This is a genomic window from Stenotrophomonas sp. 71799_Sma (genome assembly GCF_056482505.1).
Map to the genome: position 1 here is coordinate 1628989 of NZ_CM151202.1, position 19557 is coordinate 1648545.

Genomic DNA, 19557 nt, shown 5'->3' on the forward strand with positions numbered 1-19557 from the left:
ATGGCACGTCCGACACGTCCGATCCGTTCCATCACGCTGGGGTTGGCCTGGCGGTTGTTCCTGGCGCAGGCCTTCACCGTGCTGTTCGCCGTTGTTGCGCTGATCCTGACCTGGGGCGACAAGGACACCTGGGGCATGGACATGTTCATGGCCGAAGCCGTGGCCAAGGCCGTGCACAGTGAAGGCGGGCGGTTGGTGCTGGACCAGGCGCGCTGGAACAAGCTCGACGCCGAGGCCGGGGGCAACCTCTGGTTCGCGGCGGTCGACGACAAGGGTGTCTGGCTGGAACGCGGCACGATTCCGGCGATCCACGCCCCGCTGCTCGCGCGCCTGCCGACGCTGGGTGCCACCGAACTCGGCTCGCTGGTGCCGCCGTACCTGGACGTGGCGCGGGTCATGATCCGCAAGGAGGACGGGCGGCGCATCACGGTGATGGTGGGTGGGGCGCCGAAGGGCGGGTTGCTGGACGGTGCGCTGATGGTGCTGCGCCTGATCGGGCTGTGGTTTTTCCTGCCGCTGATCGTGATCACGCTGCTGGTCATGCCGACCGTGATCCACCGCGCGATGCGCGGCGTGCGCCGCTCCGCACAACAGGCCAAGGAGCTGGATATCGGCCAGCCGGGGGCGCGTCTGGATGCGCAGCTGGTGTCGACCGAGGTCGCACCGCTGGTGGAAGCCTTCAACGACGCGATCGACAAGGTGCAGCAGGGGTATGCCGCGCGTGACAAGTTCCTCGCCGATGCCGCGCACGAACTGCGGGTGCCGATTGCAGTGGTGCAGGCGCGCCTGTCGCAGTTGCCGCAGGGCGAGCTGAAGTCGCAGCTGCTGACCGACGTGGCGCGGCTCGGTAACGTTGCCGAGCACCTGCTTGACCTGCAGCGACTTGATCGTAATGTCGGCGCACTGCAGCGGCTGGATCTGGCGTTGCTGGTGCGCGAAGCGGCCGCCGATCTGGCGCCGCTGGTGGTGGGTGCCGGTTACGGCTTCGAAGTGGATGCACCCGAGATGCCAGTGTGGATCCATGGCGACAGCCTGGCGCTGGGGCGGGTGATCGCCAACCTGGTGCACAACGCCATCGTCCACGGCGGCGGACGCGGCACCATCTGCGTGCGCCTGGATGCACGTGGCCTGCTGGAGGTCAGCGACCAGGGCGCCGGTATTCCGGTGGGCGACCGTGAAGCGATCTTCGAGCCGTTCCATCGTCTGCGCGCAGCGGGTAGCGGCAGTGGCCTGGGCCTGCATCTGGTGAAGGAAATCGTGCAGCACCATGGCGGATCGGTCAGCGTCGGCGAGGCGGCCGGTGGTGGCGCCAGTTTCCGTGTCAACTTCCATCGCGGCACCGTCCGGCGCTGACAGCCACGCGGGGAAATCCCCGATAGGCAACCTGCCACGTCCCTCGGCAGGCTGCTGGAATGGTTCCCGAACGATCCGCTCCACCGCTGTTTGGCAGTGGTTGTGCCGCCGGTCTGGTGCTGGGTGCGCTGGCCTGCGTGCAGCTGCCGGTGCTGCCGCCGCTGTGGCTGTGCATGCCGTTGGCCATTGCCAGCGCCACAGGCTGGATCGTGCCTTGGCGCGGCCGCGCCTGGACGGCTGCGCTGTTCGGCCTGTCGTGGGCGGCATTGCACGGACACTGGGTCCTGCAGGGCCAGCTTCCACCCGGAGGGCCCGCGCAGGACGTGCAGGTCCTTGGCCGAGTGGTTGATCTTCCACACAGTAGCCCCGGCTATACCCGTTTCGTGTTGAAGGTCAACGAGGCCGATGCGCTGCCCTCGTTGCGTGGCAAGCGCCTGCAGATCACCTGGAACGATCCATGGCGTGGACCGCCTGCGAGCGGCACCGATGGTGGGCGCCATGCGGTTCAAGCTGGCGCGTACTGGGAGCTGTCGCTGCGGGTGCGGGCACCGCGTTCGCGGATCAATCCTGGAGGCTTTGACGGCGAACGCCATGCATTGCTGCGCGGTATTTCCGGCAATGGCACGGTGCGCGACCCCGGCGCTGCGCGTGAGCGCGCGCCTGCACAGGGCCTGCCGGCCTGGCGCGAGCGCAGCAGTGACGCCATCGCAACGCAGGTGGCACATCCTGCCGCGCGGTTCGTGCAGGCCCTGGCACTGGGCGACACGCGCGGCCTGTCCGATGCCGACTGGGAGCACCTGCGCGCGCTGGGCCTGACCCATCTGGTCGCCATTTCCGGTTTCCACGTTGGCGTGGTGGCTGGCTTTGGCGTACTGCTGTGCCGCGTGTCGTGGTGGCTGTGCCCGGTGCTGGGACGGTTCTGGCCTCGGCCGCAGGCGGCGGCATGGGGCGCGGCGCTGGCCGCAGCCGTCTATGCCGTGGCCGCCGGCGGCGCGCTTCCAACAGTGCGTGCGGCGCTGATGATCGGGCTGGTGGCACTGGCCCGTGCCGGGCGTCGCCCGGTGGGTGCGGGGCAGGGACTGGCCCTGGCCGCGATGGTGATGCTGCTGCCGGCGCCGCTGTCGGTGCTGTCGGCCGGCTTCTGGCTCAGTTTCGGGGGCGTGCTGTGGCTGCTGTGGTGCCTTCCACGAACCGGGCCGGACGGCGTCGGTGGGGGCCTGCGCGGCTTTCTGGCCGCCCAGGGCGTGGCCAGCCTCGGCCTGTTGCCGCTGTGCGTGGCCCTGTTCGGCGGCACCGCGCGCTTGGGGCCGCTGGTCAATCTGCCGATCATTCCGTGGTGGACCCTGCTGGTGGTGCCGTTGTCGCTGCTGGGTACCGGCCTGCACGCGTTGCATGATGGCGCCGGGCGCTGGGCATGGCGCGCCGCCGCCTGGCTGTTCGAGCTCAGCTGGCAGGCCCTGCAGCCGTTGGCGCTGCACCCGCAGGCGATGTGGTGGTTGGCCGAGGCGCCGCGCTGGGCGGTGCCGGCGGCAGTGGCGGGGGTGTTCTGGTGGCTGCTGCCACGCGGCGCTGGCGGTACCTTGGCAGGCCTGCTGCTGTGCCTGCCGCTGCTGTGGCCCGCCCGGCATGCACCGGCTGAAGGCGAACTGGAGCTGCTGGTGCACGACGTAGGGCAGGGCACCGCGGTGCTGGTGCGTACGGCGAGGCACGCGCTCTGGTACGACGTGGGGCCGCCGACCGGCGGCGACGGCAACGAACGCATTCTGGTCCCGGCCCTGCGCGCGCTCGGACAGGGGCCGCCCCAGCAGGCGATGCTCAGCCATGACCATCTTGATCACACCGGCAGCCTGCCGAGCCTGCGAAGGCAGCTGCCCGGGCTGCAGCTGCTGGCGCCACCGGGCAGCACCATCGCCGGCGCTGCGCCCTGCCAGCAAGGGATGCAGTGGCAGTGGGACGGAGTTGATTTCCAGGTCCTGCACCCGGCACCGGGCAGCCGCCAGGCCGAGAACGAGGACAGCTGCGTGCTGCGCGTCGCCAGCCGTCACGGCGTGGTCCTGCTGCCTGGCGATATCGGCCGCCCGGCCGAGCAGGCGCTGCTGAAGGCATACCCGGCAGCGCTGAAGGCGGATGTGGTGCTTGTGCCGCACCATGGCAGCGGTGGCAGTTCCAGCGCGCCGTGGGTCGAGGCCGTGGCGCCACGGCTGGCGGTGGTCTCGGCCGGGCACCGCAACCGCTTCGGGCACCCCCGCCAGGACGTGGTCCAGCGCTGGCAGGCGCAAGGGGCCGAGGTGCTGGCCACGGCCGATTCCGGGGCGATCCGCATATGGCTTGGCGCACAAGGGCTGCAGCTGCGTGAACAGCGCATCCACGCATCCCGGTGGTGGGATGCCGCTGGGCGGGCGCGGTCGGCTGCTATCCTATCGCCGATCGAACAAGCGGCCGTTGGGCCGGAGGGTTGAAACGTGTGGGAACTGGTCAAGGCCGGTGGCTGGCCGATGGTGCCGCTGCTGCTGTTGGGCGTACTGGCTTTGGCGATCATCCTGGAGCGTTTCTGGTCCCTGCGACGTACTGAAGTGCTGCCGCCCGGCCTCGGCCAGGAAGTGCGCAACTGGGCGGCACGCGGCAAGCTCGACCCCGCCCACCTGCAGACCCTGCGGGCGAACTCGCCGCTGGGCGCGCTGCTGGCCGCCGCGCTGGAAGCGCGCAACCGTCCGCGTGACCAGATCCGCGAGCGCATCGAAGACACCGGCCGCCACCTGGTGCACCGCATGGAGCGTTTCCTCAACGCGCTGGGCACCATCGCATCGGCCGGGCCGCTGCTGGGCCTGCTGGGTACTGTGATCGGCATGATCCAGATGTTCCTGGGCATCCTCGACCATGGCGTGGGTGATGTGAACCAGCTGGCCGGTGGTATCGGCAAGGCGCTGGTGTGCACCGCCACCGGCATGATCGTTGCCATTCCAGCACTGATGTTCCACCGCTACTTCAAGGGCCGCATCCACGGTTATGTGGTAGAGATGGAGCAGGAAGCCAGCGCGCTGCTGGATACGCTGGATGGCCGCCCCGGCGTGATGAACCCTGCCGCTGCCACGCGGCCGGCCGGCGCGGCCACGGCGAAGGCCTGATCGATGCGTATCGGCAACGACCGATCCCAGGATGAGCCGCATATCGACCTGGTGCCACTGATCGACGTCATCCTGGTGCTGATCATCTTCTTCGTGGTCACCACCACCTTCGATGCGCGCTCGACACTCCAGGTGGAGCTGCCTACGGCCAGCCAGCAGCCCAGCAATGAGCCGCCGCGCTCGTTGAGCGTGCTGATCAACGCCGAAGGCCGCTACTTCATCAATGACCAGGAAGTGCTGCGCAGCGACGTCGAGTCGGTCAAGCAGACCATCGCGGCCGTTGCCGGCAGCGACCGTACCCAGCCGGTGCTGTTACGCGCCGATGCACGCACTCCCTACCAGGCCGTGGTGACCGCGCAGGATGCGCTTGGTCAGCTCGGCTTCCGCCGTATTGCCATTGCAACAGCACCCGAGGTGCGTCCATGAGTTCCAAACACGCGCCGGTGTGGCCGATCTACAAACGTCTGCTGGGATACACCCGTGCCTACTGGGGCATGATGGTCGCCGCCGTCATCGCCATGGCGGTGGAGTCGGTAGCCGGCTACCACTTCACCAAGCTGATGGAGCCGCTGGTCAACCGTGGCTTCGTCAATCCCGAACCGAAAATGGCGGTGATCCTGCCGCTGACCATCCTTGGCCTGTTCCTGATGCGCAGCGCCGCCACCTGGGTGAGCGACTACGCGCTGGCCAAGACCGGTCGCAGCGTGGTGCGCGACCTGCGTGAACAGGTGCTGGCCAAGTACCTGCACCTGCCGTCCTCGCATTTCGATACCGAATCGACGCCGGTGATGGTCAGTCGCCTCAACTTCGATACCGAGCAGGTCACCCAGGCCAGCGCCGATGCGCTCAAGACCGTGGTTGCCGACACCCTGACCATCATCGCCATGCTGGCGGTGATGCTGCAGATGAGCGTCAAGGTGACCGTGGCCATGCTGGTGGTGGTGCCGATGATCGGCGTGATCGTGTCTTACGTGGGCAAGCGCTACCGGCGCATCAGCCGCGGTATCCAGGACGGCATGGGCACGATGGCGCAGACCGCCGAGCAGTCACTGGCGGCCCAGCAGGAAGTGAAGGTGCACGGCACCCAGCAGCATGAGATGTCGCGCTACTCGCGCCTGGCCAACCGCATGCTGGCGCTGAACATGAAGGTGGAAATCACCCGTGCCGGTGCCTCCAGCGTGGTCCAGTTCCTGGCCGCGCTGGCGCTGGCGGTGATCGTCTGGGTGTCGACTCGTGAAGCACTGGCAGGGCGCCTCAATGCCGGCCAGTTCATGGGCCTGATGATCTCGATGACGGCGATCATCCCGTCGCTGCGCCGCCTGACCAGCGTGCAGTCCTCGATCTCCCGCGGTGTGTCCGCCGCCGAGCGCCTGTTCGACATCCTCGACATGCCGGTCGAGCGCGACGAAGGCCGCAACACGGTGCAGCGCGTGCGTGGCGAACTGGCCTTCGAGCACGTCATGCTGCGTTACCGCGAAGACAGTGGCATCGCCCTGGACGACATCAGCTTCGTGGCCAAGCCGGGTACGGTCACCGCCATCGTTGGTCGATCCGGCAGCGGCAAAACCAGCCTGATCCGGCTGGTGCCGCGCTTCTACGAACCCAGCGGCGGGCGCATCACCCTCGACGGGGTGGCACTGGACGACTATCCGCTGGCCGACCTGCGTCGCCAGGTGGCGATGGTCGGGCAGAAGGTCATGTTGTTCGACGACACCATCGGCGCCAACATCGCCTATGGCATGGACGCGACCGATGAACAGATCCGAGCGGCAGCTGAAGCCGCGAATGCCTGGGAGTTCATCGCACGCATGCCGCAGCAGCTGCAGACCCCGGTGGGCGAGAACGGCGCGCTGCTGTCCGGTGGCCAGCGCCAGCGCCTGGCGATCGCCCGTGCGATCCTGCGCGACGCGCCGATCCTGATCCTCGATGAAGCCACCGCAGCGCTGGACAACGAATCGGAGCGCCTGGTGCAGGACGCGCTGCAGCGATTGATGCCCGAGCGCACCACGCTGGTCATCGCGCATCGCCTGTCGACCATCGAGCATGCAGACCAGGTGCTGGTGATGGATCACGGTCGCATCGTCGAGCGCGGTACCCACAAGGAGCTGCTCACCATGGGTGGCCTGTACCAGCATCTGCACAGCATGCAGTTCCGCGAAAGGCAGGACTGATGGCCGGCAAGGGTACCCAGACCCCGCCGTACTGGTACGACGGCACCCCGGTTCCGTGGGCGATGCGCCTGCTGGCGCCGCTGTATGCCGGCGTCACCGCGCTGCGCCGGCGCGCCTATCGGCGTGGCTGGCGCAAGCGCTACACGCTGCCGGTGCCGGTCATCGTGGTTGGCAACATCACCGCCGGTGGAACTGGCAAGACGCCGCTGACCATCGCGCTGGTGGAGCGCCTGCGTGCCGCCGGTTGGAAGCCGGGCGTGGCCAGTCGTGGCTACGGCCGCGAAGATGCCGACAAGCCGCTGTGGGTAAAGGCCGATACGCCGACCGCCAAGGGTGGCGACGAGCCGGTGCTGATTGCCTGGAAGACCGGCGTGCCGGTGCGCGTGGACAGTGATCGTGTTGCAGCCGGCAAGGCGCTGATCGAGGCCGGCTGCGATGTGATCGTCTGCGACGACGGCCTGCAGCACTACCGGCTGGCACGCGACATCGAGATCGAGGTGGTCGATGCGCAGCGCCGCTACGGCAATGGCCGGATGATTCCGGCCGGGCCGCTGCGTGAGCCGGTCAGCCGCGCCAGCGAGTGCGATTTCCGCGTGGTCAACCTCGGCCAGGCCGATGAGGAGACTGCAGCACAGGCCTGCGGCTTCGGCCAGTGGCCGATGGCCCTGCACATCGACAGCGCACAACCGCTGGCCGGTGGCCGTGCCCGTCCGCTGTCGTATTTCAAGGGCCAGCGCGTGCACGCCGTGGCCGGCATCGCCCACCCGCAGCGCTTCTTCGACATGCTGCGCGCGCGTGGCATCGGCGTCGTGCCGCACGCCTTCGCTGACCATCAGGCCTATCAGCCGCAGGACCTGTCCTTTGGCAGCCAGCTGCCGGTGCTGATGACTGAAAAGGACGCGGTGAAATGCCGCGCGTTCGGCAATGACTGGCACTACGCGGTCCCGCTGCGCGCCGAGCTGCCTGCCGCATTCTGGGTGGCGCTGACCGACCGCCTGGACAAGCTGCGACCGAACTGAGTGGCGCGGCGGCGCTTGCATTCATGCGCCGCCGGCCGCATTCCCGTTGTAACGAGCCTGCTGAGTACCGCCCCATGACCGAATTCGTCGTCGCCATCCCGGCCCGCTATGCCGCCTCGCGGCTGCCGGGCAAGCCGCTGCGCCCGCTGGGCGGTGAGCCGCTGGTGCTGCACGTGGCGCGTCGCGCGCTGCAGGCCGGTGCCGGCGAGGTCTGGGTCGCTACCGACGATCAACGCATTGCCGACGCACTGTCCGGCCTGGCCGAAGTGAAGGTGGCGATGACCGCCACCTCGCATGCCTCCGGTACCGACCGCCTGGCCGAGTGCGCGCGCATCGCCGGCTGGGCCGATGACACCGTCGTGGTCAACCTGCAGGGCGACGAGCCGTTCGCGCCGGCGGCGGGTATCCGCGCGGTGGCCCAGGCACTGGTTGAAGGCAATGCGCCGATGTCGACCCTCGCCACGACCGTAGAAGACGCGCATACCCTGTTCGACCCGAACGTGGTGAAGCTGGTGCGCAACGTGCGCAACGAGGCGATGTACTTCAGCCGCGCCCCGATCGCCTGGCACCGCGATGGCTTTGCCCGCAGCCGTGACACGCTGCCGGCCGGTCACAACTGGCTGCGCCACATCGGCATCTACGGCTATCGCGCCGGTTTCCTGCAGCAGTTCGCGGCGATGCCGCCGGGCCAGCTGGAGCAGGTCGAATCGCTGGAACAGCTGCGCGTGCTGGAAGCGGGTTTCCCGATCAGCGTGGCGATCTCGCCCGAACCGTTCCCGCCGGGCATCGACACGCCCGAGGACCTGGAACGCGCCGAAGCATTGCTGCAGACGCTGGCTGCCCGATGAAGCTGCTGGTCGTCTGCCTCGGCAACATCTGCCGTTCGCCGATGGCCGAAGGTGCGCTGCGCGCGCGCCTGGACGCTTCGCCGCTGGCTGGTCGGGTGCAGGTCGATTCGGCCGGCACCGGCGACTGGCATGTGGGCGAGCCACCGGACCGCCGAGCGATCGCCTGCGCGGCCGGGCATGGCGTGGACATCGGCGGCCTGCGCGCGCGCCAGCTGCAGGTCGCGGATTTCGACCGTTTCGACTGGATCCTGTGTGCCGATGAGGCCAATCTGCGCGATGCGGGCCGCCTGGCCACACCCGCCCAGCGCGAACGCCTGGCGTTGTACCTGCCGTGGTCTGGCTGGCAGGGCAGGGGTGCGATCCCGGACCCGTACACCGGCGGCAGTGAGCATTTCGAACAGGTCTGGACATTGGTCGACGATGCAGCAAAACGTGCCGTGGCACGACTGTTGCATGACGCCGACTCCGGCATAATCGGGCCATGAACGTCCAGCCCGTCCCGGACCTGCCCGAGTTCGCCACCTGGCTCAACGCCACCCCCTGCACCCTGACCGAACTGCGCGGTCGGCCGGTGGCGCTGTTGTTTGTCAACGCCGCCTCCGCCTGGAGCGCGCAACGCCTGGCCGAGTTCGGCCAATGGCTGTCGCGCCACCCCGGCAAGCTGCAGCCGCTGGTGCTGCAGGTGCCGCGCTTCGATTTCGAACGCGAGGCCGGCGCCGCATTGAAGCTGCTGCGTCGCCAGGGCCTGACGATGCCGGTGCTGCTTGATGCCGACTGGGATGGCTGGCGCCGCTTCGGCATCACCGCCTGGCCGACCCTGGTGCTGCTGGATGCGCAGGGCCGCGAACAGCAACGGCTGGTCGGGCAGGGCGCACCCGGCGAACTGGAGCGTGCCTTGAACGCGCTGTGCCAGAGCGCGCCGTCGGCGCCGCCGCGCGGTGGCAGCGAACTGCATCTGGAGCCGCGCCACGCGCTGCGCTTCCCGCTCGGCCTGGCGGTCAGCACCGAACGCCTGTACATCGCCGACAGCGGCCATCATCGCATCCTCGAATGCAGCCACGGTGGCCGCATCCTGCGCCAGTTCGGGCTGGGCACCGCCGATTTCATGGACGGCAACCTCGCCGAAGCCGCGTTCCACCGCCCGCAGGCGCTGGTGCTGGAGCGCGATTCGCTGTACGTCGCCGACACCGGCAACCACGCGGTGCGTCGTATCAACCTGTTGACCGGGATCGTCGACACCCTGTGCGGCAACGGCCGTCCCGGTGCGCCGGTGGAAGGCCCGGTCGCGCAGGCGCGGCAGGTTGCGCTGGACCATCCTGTCGGCCTGGCCATTGCCGACAACCAGCTGCACATCGCCATGGCCGGCGACAACCGCATCTGGAGCTACCACCTGGGCCAGCGCAGCCTGCAATGGCGCGCCGGCAGTGGTTCCATCGACGAGCGCGATGGCAGCGGGCATCTGGCTGCCTTTGCCCAGCCGACTGCGCTGGCCGTGGTGCAGCAGGTGCTGTACGTCGCCGACGCATTGGGATCCTCGATCCGTGCACTGCAGCTGCGTGGCGACCTGGTGCAGACGCTGGTCGGGCAGGGGCCCTGGCGCTTCGGCAGCGAAGACGGTCCGCGTTCGGACGCCAGCCTGCAGTTCCCACAGGCCATCGCGCTGAGCCCGGATGCGCCGCTGTTGTGGATTGCCGATACCGGCAACGGCCACCTGCGCACGCTGCGCCTGGGCGGTGGCGAACTGACCACCCAGCCGTTGCCACGACGCCTGCATGGCCCGGCGGGGTTGGCGGTAGGCGCCGGTGCGGTGTGGATTGCCGAGACCGACGCCCATGCCGTGCTGCGATTCGACCCGGACAGCGGCGTGCTCAGCGAAGTCCCGATCAGCGAATGACAGACGTTCCCGCCCCGGCCTTCGACGGCAAGGCCTTCGCGGCCCAGCTCAGTACCGCCCCTGGCGTGTACCGCATGTACGCCGCCGACGACACCCTGCTGTATGTCGGCAAGGCGCGCGCACTGCGCAACCGTGTGGGCAGCTACTTCAACGGTAGCCCGAAGAACGCGCGGATCATGTCGATGATCTCGCAGATCGCGCGCATGGACGTGACCGTGACGCGCTCGGAAGCCGAGGCGCTGCTGCTGGAAAACCAGCTGATCAAGTCGCTGTCGCCGCGCTACAACGTCTCGCTGCGCGACGACAAGACCTATCCGCATGTGCTGCTGACCCGCGAGGACTGGCCGCGCATCGCGCTGCATCGCGGCCCGCGCGCCATTCCTGGCCGCTATTTCGGGCCGTATCCCGGCGTCACCGCGGTGCGTGAAACGCTGAACCTGATGCACAAGCTGTTCAAGCTGCGCAGCTGCGAGGACAGCGTGTTCCGCAACCGCTCGCGGCCGTGCCTGCAGTACCAGATCGGTCGCTGCAGCGCGCCCTGCGTGGAGCTGGTGCCGGCGCCGGACTACGCCGAATCGGTGCGCCGCGCCGCGCTGTTCCTGGAAGGCAAGAGCGACGAGCTGACCCGCGAACTGGGCGAGCAGATGCAGGCCGCCAGCGAGGCACTGGAGTTCGAGCAGGCCGCGCGCCTGCGCGACCTGATCTCCTCGCTGCGCAGCATGCAGACCCGCCAGTACGTGGATGGCCGTGCCGCCGATCTGGACGTGCTGGCGGTGGCCATGCAGGGTTCGCAGGCCTGCGTGCTGCTGCTGGCTTTCCGCGATGGCCGCAACCTCGGTACCCGCCCGTTCTTCCCACGCACCAACGGTGAAGAAAGCCCGGAGGAAGTGCTGGCCGCGTTCGTCTCGCAGTACTACATCGAATTCGAGCCGCCGCGCGAGATCCTGTTGGACCGCGAGATTCCCGATGCCGACCTGCTGGTGGCCGCGCTGTCGGCCTCGGCCGAGCGCAAGGTACAGCTGAAGTGGAACGTGCGCGGCGAGCGTGCCGGCTACGTGGAGCTGGCCAGCCGCAACGCGCAGCTGACCCTGGCGACCGAACTCAACAGCCGCAACGCGCAGCACGCGCGCAGCGATGCACTGCGCGACATGCTGGGCCTGGCCGAGCCGGTCAAGCGTGTTGAATGTTTCGATATCAGCCACACCATGGGTGAGGCCACCGTGGCCTCATGCGTGGTGTTCGACGCCGCCGGTCCGGTGCGCGCGCAGTACCGCCGCTTCAACATCAGCGGCATCGAGCCGGGCGACGACTACGCCGCCATGCGCCAGGCCATCGACCGCCGTTTCCGCCGTGCGGTGGAAGAGCCGGGCGTGCTGCCGGACGTGCTGCTGATCGACGGCGGCGCCGGCCAGTTGGCCCAGGCCCAGGCCGCGCTGGCCGACCTGGGCGTGGAAGGCGTGTTGCTGGTGGGCGTGGCCAAGGGCGTGGAACGCCGCGCCGGCCACGAAGCGCTGGTGATGCCTGATGGCCGCGAGCTGCGCCCGGGCGCGGCCAATCCGGCACTGCAGTTCATCCAGCAGGTGCGCGATGAGGCGCACCGCTTCGCCATCACCGGCCACCGCGGCCGCCGCCAGAAGGCGCGGATGACCAGCAAGCTGGAGGACATCCCTGGTATCGGGCCGCGCCGCCGCGCCAGCCTGCTCAAGCATTTCGGCGGCCTGGTGGGCCTGAAAGCCGCTGGCGAAGCGGAAATCGCCAAGGTGGAAGGCATCAATGACGCCCTCGCGGCACGTATCTACGCTAACCTGCACGGGTTGGCCACGCCTGATGCGGCCGAGTAGAGAGAGAAGCACGCAAGCATGAAGTTGACCCTGCCCACCTGGCTGACGTTGTTGCGGATCGTGATGATCCCGGTGCTGGTGCTGGTGTTCTACCTGCCCTACACCTGGACCAACTTCGCTTCGGCGGCGATCTTCGGCCTGGCCGCGATCACCGACTGGCTCGACGGCTGGATCGCGCGCCGTTACCAGCTGGAGTCGGCCTTCGGTGCCTTCCTCGACCCGGTCGCGGACAAGCTGATGGTGGCAGTGGCACTGTTCCTGATCGTGCAGGGCCATCCGACGCCGTGGATGGCATTCTGGGCGGCGGTCATCGTCGGCCGCGAGATCGCAGTGTCGGCGCTGCGCGAGTGGATGGCCGAGCTGGGCCAGCGTGCCAAGGTGCGCGTGGCGATGATCGGCAAGGTCAAGACCACCGCGCAGATGGTCGCGCTGCTGTGCCTGCTGTATTCGGTGGCCCCGAACGTGCCGGTGGAAGACATCTGGATGGGCTGGCCGGTGTTCCATATCGGCGACTGGACCCTGGCCATTGCCGCGGTGCTGACCCTGTGGTCGGGCCTGCAGTACCTGCACGCCGCCTGGCCGAGCCTGCGTGATGACGAGCGCGCGGCGCGCGAGCGTGCGCGGCAGAAGAAGCTGGGCAACTGAGCCCCGGGGTTGGATCCCTTTCTGCAGGAAAGGGCTCTGACCCCATCGGTGCGTTTATCCACGCATGGCGTGGATCTACTCGACACGCTGGACGGATCTACGGTGATGCCCCATCCACGCATGGCGTGGATCAACTGGAAATGCCGCATCCACGGATGATGCGGATCCATCGGTTTGCGGGGATGCCATAGTAGATCCACGCCATGCGTGGATACGCAATGCAAGGTGCCTCGCAGACCCTAAAAAAGCGCTTGACGCCATCCTTGGAATAGGTAAAATTTCGCCTCCCAAGCGGGAATAGCTCAGTTGGTAGAGCGCAACCTTGCCAAGGTTGAGGTCGCGAGTTCGAGTCTCGTTTCCCGCTCCAGATTCAAGAAAAACGCTCCCGAAAGGGGGCGTTTTTCGTTTGCGTCCAACGCGCTTCATTGCCACTTCACCGTCGCCCCATCGCCCCACCACATGAAGGTTGGATGCTGCATCCTTCGTTCCAAGGGTGACGCCGCGATGCCTCATCAATCCTCCGCCTACGATCACGACGTGGTCATCGTCGGTGCCAGTTTCGCCGGTGCCGCCTGCGCGCTGGCCGCTTCCCAATACGGCCTGCGCGTCTGCGTGCTGGAGCGCAAGGCAGATCCCGGCGAACGCCTGCACACCACCGGCATCGTGGTGAAGGAAGCGATGGAGCAGACCTGGCTGGGGCGCATGCCCGAATACCTGGTGCAACGCGTTGCCAATGTGCGGCTGTATGCGCCGAACCTGCGCAGCGTGTTGTTGGCCGCGCCGGGCTATTACTTCCTCACCACCGATACGCCGAACCTGATGCGCTGGCTGGCCAGCGAGCTGCGCGCGAACGGTGTCGACCTTCGCCTGCAGCAGTCCTTTACCGACGCCCATCGCAGTGGTGACGGCTGGCAGGTGGAAGGGGCAGGGTGCTGCGCCTACCTGGTCGGTGCCGATGGCGCACGTTCGCGCGTGGCCCGGCGCACTGGCCTAGGCCAGGTGCGCGACAATCTCTACGGCGTCGAACGTGAGTTCGCCGGCCTGCAATTGCCGCAGGGTGACGCACTCCATTGCTTCGTCAGCAAGCGCTTTGCACCGGGCTACATCGGCTGGGTCGCGCAGAATCCAACCGGCCTGCAGGTGGGATTGGCGCTGCGCCATGACCCGAATCAGGTACGCCCGCCTGATATTGATGGCTTCCTTGAGCACGTGCGCGATGTGATCGGCATTCCGCCTTCGGCGCGCCCCTCGGCTACCCGTGCCGGCCTGGTGCCTTGCGGCCGGCCGGATGGGCCGATCACTGGCCAACGGCTGATCCTGACCGGCGACGCGGCGGGCATCGTCTCGCCATTGTCCGCCGGGGGCATCCACTCCTCGTGGCGGCACGGCTGGGCGGTCGGCGAGGCGATTGCCCGTCATCTGCGTGGCCAGGGGCCGGAAGCGGAACGGGTGGCGCGGCAGGTGGCGCCGGCATTCCATGGCAAGCGCCTGCTGCGCTGGGCGATGGATCACCTTCAGGCCGATTGGCCGCTCAACGCACTGCTGCACACGGCGACCACGCGGCGCATCGCTGAGCAGGTCTACTTCCATCGCCGTGGCCTGCGAACCTGAGGTATCGGTCCTGGGGGCCTGAACGCCGCCCCACAATGCACGCGAAAATTCCTGTTGACGCCGTGCAGCAATATCGACACAATAGCGCTCCTTCGACGCAGGTCGAACGGAATCTGCGGGAATAGCTCAGTTGGTAGAGCGCAACCTTGCCAAGGTTGAGGTCGCGAGTTCGAGTCTCGTTTCCCGCTCCAGATTCAAGAAGAACGCTCCCGCAAGGGGGCGTTTTTCGTTTGTCACACCGGTTGCACCACCGCCGCGCTAGCGTGCCTTGCCGGGCAGGGCGCTGCACCAGGTCCGGGCATCCTGCCGGTGGAAACCGGGGCAGCGGTTGTCCTGCGGGATGTAGACGTAGGGAGCGTCATCTTCGTAGGTGAAGTGGTAGTAGTAGGTCCGGTCCTTTCCGTACAGCCAGTAGTTCGACGAGCCCTGGTTGATGGCATATGGCTCGAACGTGAAGATCGAAGATTCACGGGGGATGAAGTTGCTGCGCTCCATCAGTAGCAGCACGGCGTTCGAGACCAGTGGGGTGGTCAGGACGAGCACGATCACACCGACAGTCGCTGTCGTGATCGAGCCAATCAGCAGCCAGCGGCGGGGGTGTTTCACGGTCGGGCAGCATCGAAGCAAGACAATGCCGCAATGTGCAATACGCTGTGAAAGTCGTCCAGTGTTCCGTGTCGAGAACGCATTGAAAGCGTAGTGAAAGACTGGGTCGGCGTTGCCTGAACCGCACGCGTGCTGTGACCTTTTTCGGACGATTTCTCCATGTTCGCTCCACAATCGCACGGTAGCCTTCATGCTCCTTCTACACGTTGGCGGGCTGGTGGTCAGGCGTATCACTTCAGTGGCAGTGCCCAAGGCCGGGCACGGACTCTCCCTGCATGCACTGCTGCGCCCTGGTGCGTTGTTGGCAAGCCTGGCCCTGGCCGGTTGCATGTCGGTGCCTGTTCCGGACCTGCCTGACCGCACGCCCAGCACCTGGACCCAGGTTCCGCAGGGCCAGGGCGTGGCCGTGGACGCGAAACAGTGGTGGAAAGTGTTGTCCGATCCGGCGCTGGACGGCCTGGTTGATCAGGCCATCGCCGGCAACCTCGACCTGCAGCAGGCCACGCTGCGCCTGCAGGCCGTGCGGATCGTCGCAGGCACATCGGACTCGCGCTTCCTGCCGGAGATCTCGGCCAGCGCCAAGCAGGTGCAGGATGCTGCCGCTGTCGATACCTACTTCCACGCCGGTATCGAAGCGATCTGGGACCTGGGCCTGTTCGGCGCCGCCGAGAGCGCGCAGCTGAGCGCGCAGGCTTCGGCCGGCAATGCCGAGGCGCTGCGCAATGCCGCACAGGTGGCGGTGATTGCCGACGTGGTGCGCAGCTATCTGGACCTGACCGTTGCACAGGCCCAGCAGGACCTGCTGGCCCGCCAGCAATCGGTGGATGACCGCGGCGAGCACCTGGCCCTGGTCCGCCAGCGCCTGCGCCTGGATGAGCCTGGCGAACTTGATCGCCTGCGTGCACGCCAGGCCGCCACCCACGCCGCCATCGCACAAGCCCGGGAAAACGCCGACAACGCCGCCCGTGCGCTGGCATTGTTACTGGGCCGTGATGGCCCGGATCCGGCTTGGCGCGCCTATCGCTCGCCGCCGAAGCTGGGCACGTTCTCGCTGCAGCAGGTACCGGCCGATCTGCTGCGCCACCGCCCACAGATTCTGCTGGCCGAATCTGAAGTGATGCAGGCCGCGGCGAGCAAGGGCTCCGCACGTGCCGCGATGTATCCGCGGGTCAGTCTTGGTGGCTCGATCCTGTACGCCTACAACCTCACCCAGAACGCCCGCTCCAACTCCGATTCCAGTCCGTCGATCGGCCCGTACGTCGATATCCCGCTGTGGGATTGGGGCCAACGCCGTGCACGTTTCCATGCCGACGAAAAGCAGCTGGATGCTGCACTGCTCGGTTACCGCAAGGCGGTACTGGAAGGCGTGAGCGAAGTGGAGGGCGCGCTGGGCAGCCTGGCGCGCCAGGACAGCAGCATCCAGTCGCTGCGTGCGGCCAATGATGCCGCCGGCCAGCAGGTCAAGCGCCAAGCGCGGCAGGTGCAGCTGGGCCTGTCCAGCGAGTTCGATGGACTGGATACGCAGCGTGCCGCGCTCGCCTCGCAGGCTGATCTGATCGGTGCGCAGGGCGCACGCGTGCTCGCGTTTGCTTCGCTGTACCGCGCCCTCGGTGGCGCACCGCTGCCGGTCGAAGCCGAGGACGCGTCGCAATGATTGCGCTGGCCCGAAAGACCCTGGCCTATGAGTGGCGCCGGTTCCTGCCGGTAGTGCTGGCGATGTGCTTCGCTGGCGTGCTGCTGATCGTGCAGGCGGCGCTGGTGCTGGGTATCTTCGGTACCGCCGCGATCTACGTGAAGGCATCGTCGGCTGATATCTGGGCCGGTTTCCCCGGCACCCAGAGCGTGAACTACGGCCATGCAATCAGTGCGGATGTGGAAAGCCACCTGCGCATGGATCCGGATGTCACCCGCGTCGAACCCTACGAGTGGGTCGATGGCGAATGGCGCTCCAGCGCGCAGGGTACCGGTAACGTTTCTGTGTATCTGTCCGGCATCTCCACCCAAGGCGACGCGATGATGTTCGCGCGCATCCTGCCCGCCGACCTGCGCGCGCAGCTGCGCGAACCCGGTGCGGTGATCGTCGATAGCGCCGATCTGGATACGCTGGGCGTGGACCTGCAGAACAACCGTGCGTGGATCAATGGCAAGGCAGTGCGCGTGGTCGCGGCACAACCGGGCCTGCGTGGCCTTGGTGGCGTCAACGTGCTGGCCTCGCTGGATACCGCGCGCGCCATCGCGAGTACCGATCCGCACGAGGGCAGTACCTATTTCGTGGCGGGCCTGCGTTCGCCGGACCTGGCCGACCGTGTGCGCGACCGCCTGGCCACGTCGATGGGGCAGGCCACGCCGGTCGAGTTCTGGACCGCACCGGAGTTCGCCAGCCGCTCGCAGCAATACTGGCTGTTCGATACCGGTGCCGGCATCGCAGTGTTGTTCATGGCCGTCATCGTCTGCTTCGTCGGCGCGGTGATCACCAACCAGTCGTTTGCTTCGGTGGTGGCCGGTTCGGTGCGCGAGTACGCCACGCTCAATGCACTCGGTGCCGGGCGCTATGCGCTGGCGCGGGTGGTGTTCGAGCAGGCGCTGCTGATCGGCGGCGTGGGCATGTTGCTGGCGGCGGCGTTCAGTACCGTCGTGCTGTTGATCGCACAGACCCAGCGCGTGCCGGTGCAGCTGACACCGATGGTGATCATCGGTTGCGTTGCACTGGTCGCGGTGATGGCCATGCTGTCGAGCATCATGGCGGTACGCAGTGTCGTCCGCTCCGATCCATCGTTGCTGTTGCGTTGAGGACCGGCCGATGACTTCCATACGCGCCGTCGCCCCGACCCTGCAGGCCGACGCACTTGAAAAGGGTTTCATGTCCGGCGATGTACAGGTGCCGGTGCTGCGCGGCCTGTCGCTGGACATCTATCCCGGCGAGCTGACGCTGGTGTCGGGCCCGTCCGGCTGCGGCAAGAGCACCCTGCTGTCGTTGCTGTCTGGGTTGTCTGCGCCCGATGGCGGCCGCGTGCACGCACTCGGGCAGGATGTGGGCCACATGACGCGCAGTGAAGTGGAGCGCTTCCGCCTGCACCATGTCGGCTTCGTGTTCCAGGGCTTCAATCTGTTCCCCGCACTGACCGCACTGGAACAGGTGCAGCTGCCGCTGGGCTATCGCGGCATGAGCAATCGCGAAAGCGAACCGCTGGCCCGCAAGGCATTGGACGAGGTGGGCCTCAGCCACCGCAGCCACATGCGACCGGCGCAGCTGTCCGGCGGTGAGAAGCAGCGCGTGGCCGTTGCGCGCGCCTTCGCCAAGTCGCCGACGCTGATCTTCGCCGACGAACCGACCAGTGCGCTGGATGCCGAGAATGGCCAGCGCGTGATCGACATCCTGCATCGCTACGCACGTGCGCATGGCGCCACCGTGCTGTGCGTGAGCCACGATCCGCGCCTGATCCGGCATGCCGATCGGGTGATCGCCATGGAAGACGGCATGGTCCGTGATGACCGCCGCCAGAACGAAACTGTAGAGTCCGCCCCATGACCAAGACGTCGCACCTGCTTCCCCTCAGCCTGGCCCTGTCCGCGGCATTGCTGCTCGGCGCTTGTTCCAAAGAGGCGCCGGCCCAAGCATCCGCCGGTAAGGCCAGCACTGCTGCCGCCGACAAGGTTGCGGTCGCGCGCGGCATCATCGACGTCGAGGGCGGTTTGATCGCGCTGGCACCGCCGGTGGATGGCTCGATCACCGCCGCGCCGGTGAAGGAGGGTGCCACGGTGAAGAAGGGACAGTTGCTGCTGTCGCTGGATGGCGCCCTGCTGCAGCAGGAAGTGGCGATGGCCACCGCCGATCTGGCCCTGGCCAACGACCGCCTGAAGGGCAGCCAGGCGCAGTTGCGCGAACTGGAGCGCAACGCCACCCGTCTGTCCACCGGCGCCAGCGAAGGCGTGTCGTCCAACCAGCAGGCCGATGCGGCCAAGCAGCAGCTGGCAGGTGTGCGCGCCGATGTCGATGTGGCCGGTGCGCAGGTCGACATGGCCCAGCACAAGCTGGAACACGCCAGACTGAAACTGCAGCAGATGTCGCTGAGCGCGCCGGAAGCCGGCACCGTGGTCGGCCAGATGCCGGGCCTCGGTGCATTCGTGCAGGGTGGCAAGCCGGCGATCTCGCTGCTGCCGGCACGCCCGCTGCAGGTGCGCGCAGAACTGAGCGCCGCCTATGCCGATGCCGTGCAGGTGGGCATGAAGGCCACCGTCGTACCGGACAGCGATGGCGCCGAGAACACCGGCTCACTGCCACCCGCACGCGTGGTGCGCATCAGTCCGGTGTTCGCGCAGGCGCGCTTGCCCGAAGACGCGGGGCGCGGCGTGGCCAAGGTGGTGGAGTGTGTGCTGGAGTTCGACGGCGAGGCCAAGGCGCGCTTCGGCCAGCATGTGCGGGTGGAGTTCCGGAAGTAGGCGC

The 19557-nt window shown here is 67.5% G+C and carries 17 protein-coding genes and 2 tRNA genes; 18 read left to right on the plus strand and 1 reads right to left on the minus strand.

Annotated features, from left to right (window positions below; translation table 11 throughout):
* The 14 genes from ACZK4Z_RS07515 (at position 1) to ACZK4Z_RS07580 (ending at position 14698) form a co-directional block, all read left to right on the plus strand.
* Complete coding sequence (locus ACZK4Z_RS07515) at positions 1 to 1353, plus strand: sensor histidine kinase (protein ID WP_049399928.1); 1353 nt, start codon at positions 1 to 3, stop codon at positions 1351 to 1353.
* A gap of 59 nt (positions 1354 to 1412) precedes the next feature.
* A complete protein-coding gene (locus ACZK4Z_RS07520; RefSeq protein ID WP_478451287.1) occupies positions 1413 to 3812 on the plus strand; it encodes a DNA internalization-related competence protein ComEC/Rec2 in 2400 nt (799 codons plus the stop codon).
* Positions 3813 to 3815: 3 nt separating this feature from the next.
* Positions 3816 to 4478, plus strand: coding sequence for a MotA/TolQ/ExbB proton channel family protein (locus tag ACZK4Z_RS07525; protein WP_019337175.1), 663 nt, complete (start codon positions 3816 to 3818; stop codon positions 4476 to 4478).
* A 3-nt stretch (positions 4479 to 4481) separates the two neighbouring features.
* A complete protein-coding gene (locus tag ACZK4Z_RS07530; RefSeq protein WP_032128903.1) occupies positions 4482 to 4904 on the plus strand; it encodes an ExbD/TolR family protein in 423 nt (140 codons plus the stop codon).
* Positions 4901 to 6649, plus strand: coding sequence for a lipid A export permease/ATP-binding protein MsbA (gene msbA, locus ACZK4Z_RS07535; RefSeq protein WP_032128904.1), 1749 nt, complete (start codon positions 4901 to 4903; stop codon positions 6647 to 6649). Before ACZK4Z_RS07530 ends, msbA begins: the two co-directional genes overlap by 4 nt.
* Positions 6649 to 7668, plus strand: a complete 1020-nt coding sequence (gene lpxK / locus ACZK4Z_RS07540; RefSeq protein ID WP_032128905.1) for a tetraacyldisaccharide 4'-kinase — start codon at positions 6649 to 6651, stop codon at positions 7666 to 7668. Before msbA ends, lpxK begins: the two co-directional genes overlap by 1 nt.
* A 74-nt stretch (positions 7669 to 7742) precedes the next feature.
* On the plus strand, positions 7743 to 8516 hold the full coding sequence (kdsB, locus tag ACZK4Z_RS07545; RefSeq protein ID WP_121503788.1) for a 3-deoxy-manno-octulosonate cytidylyltransferase: 774 nt from the start codon (positions 7743 to 7745) through the stop codon (positions 8514 to 8516).
* On the plus strand, positions 8513 to 9001 hold the full coding sequence (locus tag ACZK4Z_RS07550) for a low molecular weight protein-tyrosine-phosphatase (protein ID WP_478451288.1): 489 nt from the start codon (positions 8513 to 8515) through the stop codon (positions 8999 to 9001). Before kdsB ends, ACZK4Z_RS07550 begins: the two co-directional genes overlap by 4 nt.
* Positions 8998 to 10410 carry a hypothetical protein gene (locus ACZK4Z_RS07555; RefSeq protein ID WP_478451290.1) on the plus strand — a complete coding sequence of 471 codons (1413 nt, stop codon included), beginning with the start codon at positions 8998 to 9000 and terminating at the stop codon, positions 10408 to 10410. Before ACZK4Z_RS07550 ends, ACZK4Z_RS07555 begins: the two co-directional genes overlap by 4 nt.
* Complete coding sequence (gene uvrC, locus ACZK4Z_RS07560) at positions 10407 to 12251, plus strand: excinuclease ABC subunit UvrC (protein WP_478451291.1); 1845 nt, start codon at positions 10407 to 10409, stop codon at positions 12249 to 12251. The genes ACZK4Z_RS07555 and uvrC overlap by 4 nt, the downstream gene beginning before the upstream one ends.
* 18 nt (positions 12252 to 12269) lie before the next feature.
* Positions 12270 to 12896, plus strand: coding sequence for a CDP-diacylglycerol--glycerol-3-phosphate 3-phosphatidyltransferase (pgsA, locus tag ACZK4Z_RS07565; RefSeq protein ID WP_012510614.1), 627 nt, complete (start codon positions 12270 to 12272; stop codon positions 12894 to 12896).
* Positions 12897 to 13187: 291 nt separating this feature from the next.
* Positions 13188 to 13263 (plus strand) — tRNA-Gly (locus ACZK4Z_RS07570).
* 137 nt (positions 13264 to 13400) lie between these two features.
* Positions 13401 to 14507 (plus strand): NAD(P)/FAD-dependent oxidoreductase, encoded by a 1107-nt coding sequence (locus tag ACZK4Z_RS07575; protein ID WP_478451292.1) that lies wholly within the window; start codon positions 13401 to 13403, stop codon positions 14505 to 14507.
* 115 nt (positions 14508 to 14622) lie between these two features.
* Positions 14623 to 14698: transfer RNA gene (locus ACZK4Z_RS07580), tRNA-Gly, on the plus strand.
* Between the two features lie 67 nt (positions 14699 to 14765).
* On the opposite strand, the gene ACZK4Z_RS07585 is transcribed toward ACZK4Z_RS07580, so the two are convergent.
* Positions 14766 to 15113, minus strand: coding sequence for a hypothetical protein (locus ACZK4Z_RS07585; RefSeq protein ID WP_253143281.1), 348 nt, complete (start codon positions 15111 to 15113; stop codon positions 14766 to 14768).
* Positions 15114 to 15303: 190 nt separating this feature from the next.
* Between ACZK4Z_RS07585 and ACZK4Z_RS07590 the strand changes: the two genes are divergently transcribed.
* Genes ACZK4Z_RS07590 through ACZK4Z_RS07605 form a run of 4 tightly spaced genes read left to right on the plus strand, consistent with a single transcriptional unit; the run spans position 15304 to position 19553 of the window.
* Positions 15304 to 16767 carry an efflux transporter outer membrane subunit gene (locus tag ACZK4Z_RS07590; RefSeq protein ID WP_478451294.1) on the plus strand — a complete coding sequence of 488 codons (1464 nt, stop codon included), beginning with the start codon at positions 15304 to 15306 and terminating at the stop codon, positions 16765 to 16767.
* Complete coding sequence (locus ACZK4Z_RS07595) at positions 16764 to 17903, plus strand: ABC transporter permease (RefSeq protein ID WP_253143279.1); 1140 nt, start codon at positions 16764 to 16766, stop codon at positions 17901 to 17903. The genes ACZK4Z_RS07590 and ACZK4Z_RS07595 overlap by 4 nt, the downstream gene beginning before the upstream one ends.
* 10 nt (positions 17904 to 17913) lie before the next feature.
* Complete coding sequence (locus tag ACZK4Z_RS07600) at positions 17914 to 18642, plus strand: ABC transporter ATP-binding protein (protein ID WP_032128913.1); 729 nt, start codon at positions 17914 to 17916, stop codon at positions 18640 to 18642.
* Complete coding sequence (locus ACZK4Z_RS07605) at positions 18639 to 19553, plus strand: HlyD family secretion protein (protein WP_293794653.1); 915 nt, start codon at positions 18639 to 18641, stop codon at positions 19551 to 19553. Before ACZK4Z_RS07600 ends, ACZK4Z_RS07605 begins: the two co-directional genes overlap by 4 nt.
* Positions 19554 to 19557 lie beyond the last annotated feature (4 nt).